The following is an 8,299-nucleotide window of genomic DNA, read 5'->3' on the forward strand; positions in this document are numbered from 1 at the left end:
ATTTCCTATATAAAAGCGGTCGGTTTATCTGTCTATATTCCCTTTCAGGTGAATGCTATAATCTGGCTATCAACCAGGGAGAGAGATATGAATCACAACGGTTTGCAGCGGTTAATGTCGGGAATCAAACAGTGTCAGGCGGCTTTATTGGGCAGTGCCCTGTTCTTAAGTGGCGTGCTGCTATTAGCGGGCTGTGATGACGGGGACAAAAATAAAGATGTTGCCGCTCCATCGGCTCCGGTCACCACACAGACCCGTGGACCGGCAGCCAAAGCTGCGGTGAGCAAACTAGATGATGCCAATAAGTTGGCGGAGCTGACAAAACAGCATGTGGGTCAGCCGCTAACCTTACTGGACGCCTCTGAGTTACAACTCGATGGTGCCAGTGCTATGGTGCTGACTTTCTCGCAGCCATTGGATCCCAAGCAAGATTTCTCCTCTTTGGTGCATTTGGTTGATACTGTTAGCGGCAAAATCGACGGGGCCTGGGAGCTGTCTGATAACCTGATGGAGCTGCGCTTACGCCATCTTAAACCTGAGCGTAAATTGCTACTGACTGTCGACAGCAGCTTGAAAGGGATTGGCGGTACTGAGCTGGGCAAACAACAGCAACAGCAAATCACCACCCGCGATATCAAGCCGAGTGTCGGGTTTGCCAGTAAAGGTTCTTTATTGCCGGGTAAATTGGCACAGGGCTTGCCGGTGATGGCGCTCAATGTTGATAGCATTGATGTTAACTTTTTCCGCATTAAGCAAAGTAGCCTGGCTAATTTCCTCGCCGCATGGCAATACCGCAGCGCGCTGTCGAATTGGGAATCGGACGAATTACTGAAAATGGCCGATCTAGTCTATACCGGCCGTTTTGACCTCAATCCTGCTGCCAATACCCGCGAAAAGCTGATGCTTCCATTAGCCGAAATCAAGCCGCTGCAAGAATCCGGTGTTTATTTGGCGGTGATGCAACAAGCCGGGCGTTACAGCTACACCAATGCCGCCACCTTATTTACCCTGAGTGATATTGGTGTTTCGCTGCACAGCTACCATGACCGGATGGATGTCTTTACCCAAGCATTAGCAGGCGGGGCGGCCTTGAAAGGGGTGCAACTGCAATTGCTGGATGAAAAAGGCCAAGTGCTGGGGCAGGTTGAAACTGACGTCCAGGGCCATGCGCAGTTGGAGAAGAATGCTAAGGCCAAGTTGCTGCTGGCTTCGCAAAACGGCCAAACCAGCTTGATTGACCTCAATACACCGGCGCTGGATCTGGCCGAGTTTGATATCGCCGGGCCGGAAGGTTTCCAGAAGCAGTTTTTTGCTTTTGGTCCGCGAGACCTTTATCGCCCCGGAGAAACGTTAATTGTCAATGGGTTACTGCGTGATGCTGATGGTAAACCTCTGACCACCCAGCCGGTTAAAGTCGATATTCTCAAGCCCGATAATCAAGTGGTGCGCAGCTTTGTCTGGCAGCCGCAAGCCGGTTTGTATCAATATCAATACGCCATTCCACAAGGCGGCCCCACCGGTGAATGGTCACTGCGCATGAATCTGGGCGATAACCAGCCGCGCCTGTATAAATTTAAAGTCGAAGATTTCCTGCCAGAGCGCATGGCACTTGAGATTGCCACCCATAAAGAACCCATTGCCACCGACAGCGAAGCGAGCTTTGCCATCACTGGCCGCTATCTTTATGGCGCTCCGGCATCCGGTAACCGGCTGCAAGGGCAATTATTCCTGCGCCCACTGCGGGAAGCGGTAGCATCATTGCCCGGTTTTGAATTCGGTTCAGTTATTGAAGAAAATCTCTCGCGCACCTTGGATGAGTTTGATACCACACTCGACAGTGATGGCCAAACTGACATTGAAGTCGATAACAGTTGGCAGAATGCACAATCGCCGCTGAAACTGATTTTACAGGCCAGTTTGCTGGAATCCGGCGGGCGGCCCGTCACACGGCGCGCTGAGCAAGCATTGTGGCCAGCTGATGCGCTGGTGGGGATTCGCCCCTTGTTCAACAAGCAGCAAGTTTATGATTACCGCAGTGACAGCTATAAATCGCAGGCCATGGTTGATCAAGACACCACCGCTGATTTCGACATTGTTTATGCCAATGCCGAGGGGGAAAAACTGGCGGTCAATGGTTTGAAAGTCAAACTGGTGCGTGAGCGCCGTGATTACTATTGGCAGTGGTCGGAAAGTGATGGCTGGCAGTCATTGTATGATAAAAAAGATCTGACATTGGCAGAACAGTCGGTGAATATTCCCGCCGACGGCAGCGCCAAGGTCAGCTTCCCAGTGGAGTGGGGCGCATATCGGATTGAGGTGAGTCATCCAGATAATGAATTAGTCAGTAGCTCCCGCTTCTGGGCAGGGTATAGCTGGCAGGATAATACCGGCGGCAGTGGCGCGATTCGGCCCGATCAAGTCAAGCTGACACTGGATAAACCGGCTTATCGGCCGGGCGAAAAAGTAAAATTACACATTGAAGCACCGGCTGCCGGTAACGGTTATTTGCTGGTGGAATCCAGTGACGGCCCATTGTGGTGGCAGGAAGTGACCATTCCGGCGGGGGGCGCTGAGGTTGAAGTGCCGATTAACAAAGAGTGGAATCGCCATGATTTATATCTTAGTGCGACAGTCATTCGTCCCGGTGATAAGTCACAGCAGGCGACCCCAAAACGCGCCATTGGTTTGCTGCATCTGCCGCTGGTGGATGAAACCCGCAAACTGGCGCTAGAGCTGGAATCACCTGAGCGTATTCGCCCGAATCAGACCTTGACGGTCAAGGTGAAAGCCAGCGGCACCGGTGCGCCGTTACCTGAAAAAGTGCAAGTGTTGCTGTCAGCGGTTGACAGCGGAATTCTCAATATCACGGATTACGTTACGCCAGATCCCTATGACGCTTTCTTTGGCCGCAAACGCTACAGTGCTGATCAATATGATGTTTATGGGCAATTAATTGAAGGGCAGGGGCGGCTGGCGAGCCTGCGTTTTGGTGGGGATGGGGATGACGAAGATGCGCTTTCCCGTGGTGGTAAAAAGCCTATTACGGAAGTCACTATTGTAGCGCAACAGGCCCAGCCGGTGACCTTAAACGCACAGGGTGAGGGCACCATTGAACTGGCTATCCCTGATTTTAACGGCGAACTGCGCCTGATGGCACAAGCCTGGAGCGAAGAAGATTTCGGTAAAGCGGAAGCTAAAGTGGTGGTCGCGGCCCCACTGATTGCCCAACTCGCCACCCCGCGCTTCCTGGCTGGCGGGGACAGTACCCAACTGGCATTGGATGTGAGTAATTTATCCGGCCAACCTCAAACTTTGTCACTTCAATGGGCCGCCAGCGATTTATTGGCACTCAATGGCGCACAAAACCAATCTATCTCGCTGGCCAATGGTGAGCGCAAAACAGTGCTGATCCCGGTGCGGGCCTTGAATGGCTTTGGGCAGGGTGATATCGGCCTGACCATCACCGGAATGGTTTTACCGAATGAAAAACGGCCGGATTACCAGCATCATTGGAAAATTGGGGTGCGGCCCGCCTATCCGGCTCAGACTCGCCATTTCGCCAATGTGTTGCACAGTGGTGATAGCTGGAACTTGCCAGCAGAGGCCACCGCCGGGCTGGCCGCTGAAACCTTGCAAGGGAAATTGCTGATAAGCAGCCGGCCACCGCTCAATTTAGCGCGTTATATCAGCGAGTTATATGCTTACCCTTATGGCTGTTTGGAACAAACAGTCAGCGGGCTATATCCCTCTTTGTACAGTAATTATGCTCAATTGACGGCGCTGGGTATTAAGGCCGACAGTGATGAAAAACGGCGCAAAAGTATTGATGTCGGTATCGAGCATCTGCTCAGTATGCAGCGCTATAACGGCGGTTTCGGCTTATGGAGCAATAATAGCCCGGAAGAATTTTGGCTGACGGCTTATGCCACTGACTTCCTCTATCGCGCCAGCCAGCAAGGTTATAGTGTGCCGGTGGCGGCGCTCACTGCGGCGAATAATCGTTTGCAGCGCTATTTACAAGATCCGAGCCAAATTGAAATTCGTTACAGCGAACAAACTAAACATACTCGTTTTGCGGTTCAGGCCTACGCGGGCTTGGTATTGGCCCAACAGCAGCAAGCCTCATTGGGGGCTTTGCGCCAATTGTATAGCCGCAGCAATGATGCGCGCTCCGGTTTGCCGTTGGTGCAACTGGGCGTGGCGCTGAAACTGATGGGGGATATGCCACGGGCTAAAGAGGCCATTACCCAAGGGCTAAACACCAGCCGCAGTGATAAAGATTATTGGCTGGAAGACTACGGCAGTTCGCTGCGCGATGATGCGCTGATTTTAGCTCTGTTAACCGACAATAATTTACTGCCGGAAGCGCGTGATACCCGGCTATTGGCACTGTCTGATGTGCTGACCAGCCGCAACTACCTGTCCACGCAGGAGAGCAATGCTATATTCCTCGCGGGACGCACATTGATGAATGGGGCGGAAACACCGTGGCAGGTGGCGATAGCGCCGCAAGTTGAGCCGATCGAGCAGGTAGCGGCATTGACGCAAAGCACGGCATTGAACCAAAACTGGTCGGCGCAACAGCTGGCGAGCGGAATGCAGTTACAAAACCGTGGCGATGTTGCTGTGTATAGCCGCGTGGATATTGTGGGATATCCGCAGCAAACGCCCGCGCCATTCAGCAATAATTTACATATCACCCGCAGTTATATGGGGCTTGATGGTCAGCCGCTGCGCTTATCACAGTTGAAAAGTGGCGAGTTAGTTTTGGTGCATTTAGATGTCTGGGCCGATAAACGGGTGCCAGATGCGCTGGTGGTCGATTTGCTGCCCGCCGGTTTGGAATTGGAAAACCAAAACTTGGGCGACAGCAGTGCCAGTCTGGGGGAGAGCGCCAGCAGTGTGACGGAGTTGCTGCAAGATATGCAGCAGTCGGATATTAAACATCAGGAATTCCGCGATGACCGCTATGTTGCTGCAGTCAATGTCGATGGATACCGCCACACCACCTTGCTATATCTGGCGCGAGCGGTAACACCGGGAGTCTATCAGGTGCCTGCGCCACAGGTAGAATCTATGTATGTTCCGGACTGGCGAGCGCTGGGCAGCACGGTGTCGCAGCTCGAAATAGTGAAGTAAACACTTACTCCCCTTTTGCGGCACCGGTAAAAGGGGAGCGAAATAGTCTTGATGCTAAAAACAGGCTTTTCCCGTCATTGCCGTAAATTTTGGCTGCTGGCGCTTATTGTTGTGCTGTTTCCGGCCCTATTGTGGCTGGCGGATAAACGCTGGCCACTTCCGCTGACCGAAGTACAAATCGCGCGAGTGGTCACCGCCGAAGATGGCACGCCGTTATGGCGCTTTGCCGATACTGACGGGGTGTGGCGCTATCCGGTCACACTGCCACAGGTTTCTCCTTATTATCTGCAAGCGCTGCTGACCTTTGAAGACCGCTGGTTTTATGCTCATCCGGGTGTGAACCCATTGGCGCTGGCCCGCGCTGCCTGGCAGGATTTACGTGCAGGTAAGATTCTTTCCGGCGGCAGCACAGTATCTATGCAAGTTGCCCGCTTAATCGACCCACATCCCCGCACGTTAGCCGGTAAACTGCGCCAAGTTTGGCGAACATTTCAGTTGGAATGGCACTTTTCTAAAGACCAAATTCTCGAAATCTACCTTAATCGCGCCCCTTTCGGCGGCACCCTGCAAGGAATTGGCGCGGCCAGTTGGACATATTTGGGCAAACCGCCCTCTGAATTAACCCCCGCAGAAGCGGCATTATTGGCCGCGTTGCCGCAAGCACCGAGCCGTTTGCGCCCGGATCGCTATCCACTGCGCGCTAAAGTTGCACGCGATAAAGTCTTAAGCCGATTGGCGGATTACCAGGTGTGGTCGGCGAAACAAGTGGCTGATATAAAACAAGAAGATATCTGGCTGGCCCCGCGTCAGGTGCCGCAATTAGCGCCATTATTGGCTCGGCGCTTGACCACGGGCAATCAGCGGGAAGTGATTCAAACCACAGTGGATGCCGGTTTACAGCGGCAATTGGAAGATATGGCCGCCGGTTGGCGTCATCAACTTCCCGAGAAAACGTCATTGGGATTGCTGGTGGTGGAGCACAGCAACATGAAAGTGCGTGCTTACCTCGGCTCGGTCGATTTTCAAGACGACCGCCGCTTCGGCCATGTGGATATGGTCAGCGCCTGGCGCTCGCCGGGGTCCACACTGAAGCCATTTCTCTACGCGATGGCCTTGGATGATGGCCTGATCCATGCAGAATCATTGCTGCAAGATGTGCCGCGCCGCTTTGGTGATTATCGCCCCGGCAATTTTGATACCGGATTCCACGGCCCGGTCAGTGCCAGTGAGGCATTAGTGCGCTCATTAAATCTACCGGCGGTGCAATTACTGGAAGCCTATGGCCCGAAACGTTTTACGGCTAATTTGCGTAATGGCGGTTTGAACTTACGTTTTCCGCTGCACAGTGAACCCAGTTTGGCGGTGATTCTGGGAGGAACGGGGTCACGGCTGGATCAGTTGGTCGCGGCATACAGTGCTTTTGCGCGCGGCGGAATGGCAGCCAGTTTGCGCTTCGAACCCCAACAGCAGGTGCAGGAACGGCGGTTATTTTCAGCGGGCGCGGCATGGATTACTCGGCGAATCATGGCGGGGGAAGCCCGGCCATTACCGGATGATATTTTACCGGCCACTGTGCCGCTGGCATGGAAAACTGGCACCAGCTATGGCTATCGTGATGCTTGGGCGATAGGTATTAACGCGCGTTATACTATTGGCGTGTGGGTCGGTCGGCCAGATGGCACACCGGTTGCCGGGCAGTTTGGTTACGCCACTGCCATCCCTATTCTCAATCAGGTCAATAACTTACTGATGACGGGGTTACAGCAAAATGGTCGCCAGTTGCCTCTTGATCCCCGCCCATCTTCTGTTAGCCGCGAAGAGATTTGCTGGCCGGGTGGGCAACCGCTCGCTGCGGGTGATAGCAACTGTCGACAGCGGCGGCAAAGCTGGGTTCTTGACGGCACTTTGCCCCCAACCCTGGCTGCACCTGGTCAGGAAAATATGCAGGGTAGCCAACTCCGTGTGTGGTTAAATCCTCAAGGTAAACGAGTTGCGGCAGATTGCCCTGGTGCTAAGTCAGCACAATTAACGCTTTGGCCGTTGCCGCTTGAACCCTGGCTACCGCTGGCAGAGCGCCGTAGCCAAAGACTCCCTGCGGCCAGCAGTGAATGTCCGCCACAAGGTGATATTGAGGCGGCACCATTGTTGGTTTTAGGTATACGTGATGGTGCGGTTGTGAAGCGATTGCCGGGCCAAAATCGTCTCGACCTTCGCTTAGAAGCGCAAGGTGGGCGTGGACAAAGATGGTGGTTCCTCAATGGGGAGCAGGTGGCAGTGACAGAGAATAATCAGTCGTGGATACAAACATTAACAACACCGGGCCGTTATCAGCTTAATATATTAGATGAAAGTGGGCAGGTGAGTAATTTGGTATTTAGGTTGGATTAGCCTTATACCTATGACGTTAAATAATAATCTAATTTCATCTATTCCCATCTATTTTACGAAAATAATATGTTTGTAATAAAAATTATATTAATGACTAATTTTATTTTATTGTAATATGTTTGAAGTTACTTCCATATGAAACTTTTAAATAATCATATGTTTAATTTCATCAAAGTGTTTGTTGTAATTGGTTGATATTCATTAATTATAATAAATAAAATGTTGGAGGAAATATGATAAGAAAAAAATTCTCGCTCACATTATTTTCGTTAGTTTCAATATTAAGTTTTGATGTGTTTTCTGATAATCCAAAAGTTTGTTTTTTCATTGATGAATATTATCAGGGTGAATCTCTTTGTACTACAGAGGGTAATGCTATTAATGATTTACCTATTAAGTGGAATGATCGTATCTCATCAATTTCTGTTTCTCATGGATTGGTTGTTTCTGTTTTTAAAGATATTAACTTTTCTGGTAGAACATATACATTGAAAGATAATGTAGAGTCATTGTCATCCCCACGCTGGGCAGATTTAGATGATGATATTAGTTCCTTTAAGGTCAGAAGCGCCGCGTGTTTTTATGAACTTGATGCGTTTTCTGGTAACTCGTTTTGTTTGTCCGGTAATGAGAGTTTAGATCTTTATCATGCCAGCGACCCTGCCGACCGGAGGTATCATATTGTTAATACATTTAATGACAGTATTAGTTCTATAAAGCTACCACCAGATACTCAAGTGACTATTTATGAAGATGATAATTACACTGGGAG

At 51.2% G+C, this 8,299-nt stretch carries 3 protein-coding genes; all 3 read left to right on the forward strand.

What is annotated here, in order from left to right; translation table 11 throughout:
* Positions 1–87 precede the first annotated feature (87 nt).
* On the forward strand, positions 88–5,139 hold the full coding sequence (locus FTA91_RS16650; protein WP_145536099.1) for an alpha-2-macroglobulin family protein: 5,052 nt from the start codon (positions 88–90) through the stop codon (positions 5,137–5,139).
* 51 nt (positions 5,140–5,190) lie between these two features.
* The gene (gene pbpC, locus FTA91_RS16655) at positions 5,191–7,527 is read left to right on the forward strand and encodes a peptidoglycan glycosyltransferase PbpC (RefSeq protein ID WP_174635231.1); all 2,337 of its coding nucleotides are present in this window, start codon (positions 5,191–5,193) and stop codon (positions 7,525–7,527) included.
* A gap of 233 nt (positions 7,528–7,760) precedes the next feature.
* The coding region (locus tag FTA91_RS16660) for a peptidase inhibitor family I36 protein (protein ID WP_235896871.1) at positions 7,761–8,299 on the forward strand (539 nt) is incomplete at its 3' end.

This window comes from Yersinia thracica, assembly GCF_902170565.1.
GTDB classification, from domain to species: domain Bacteria; phylum Pseudomonadota; class Gammaproteobacteria; order Enterobacterales; family Enterobacteriaceae; genus Yersinia; species Yersinia thracica.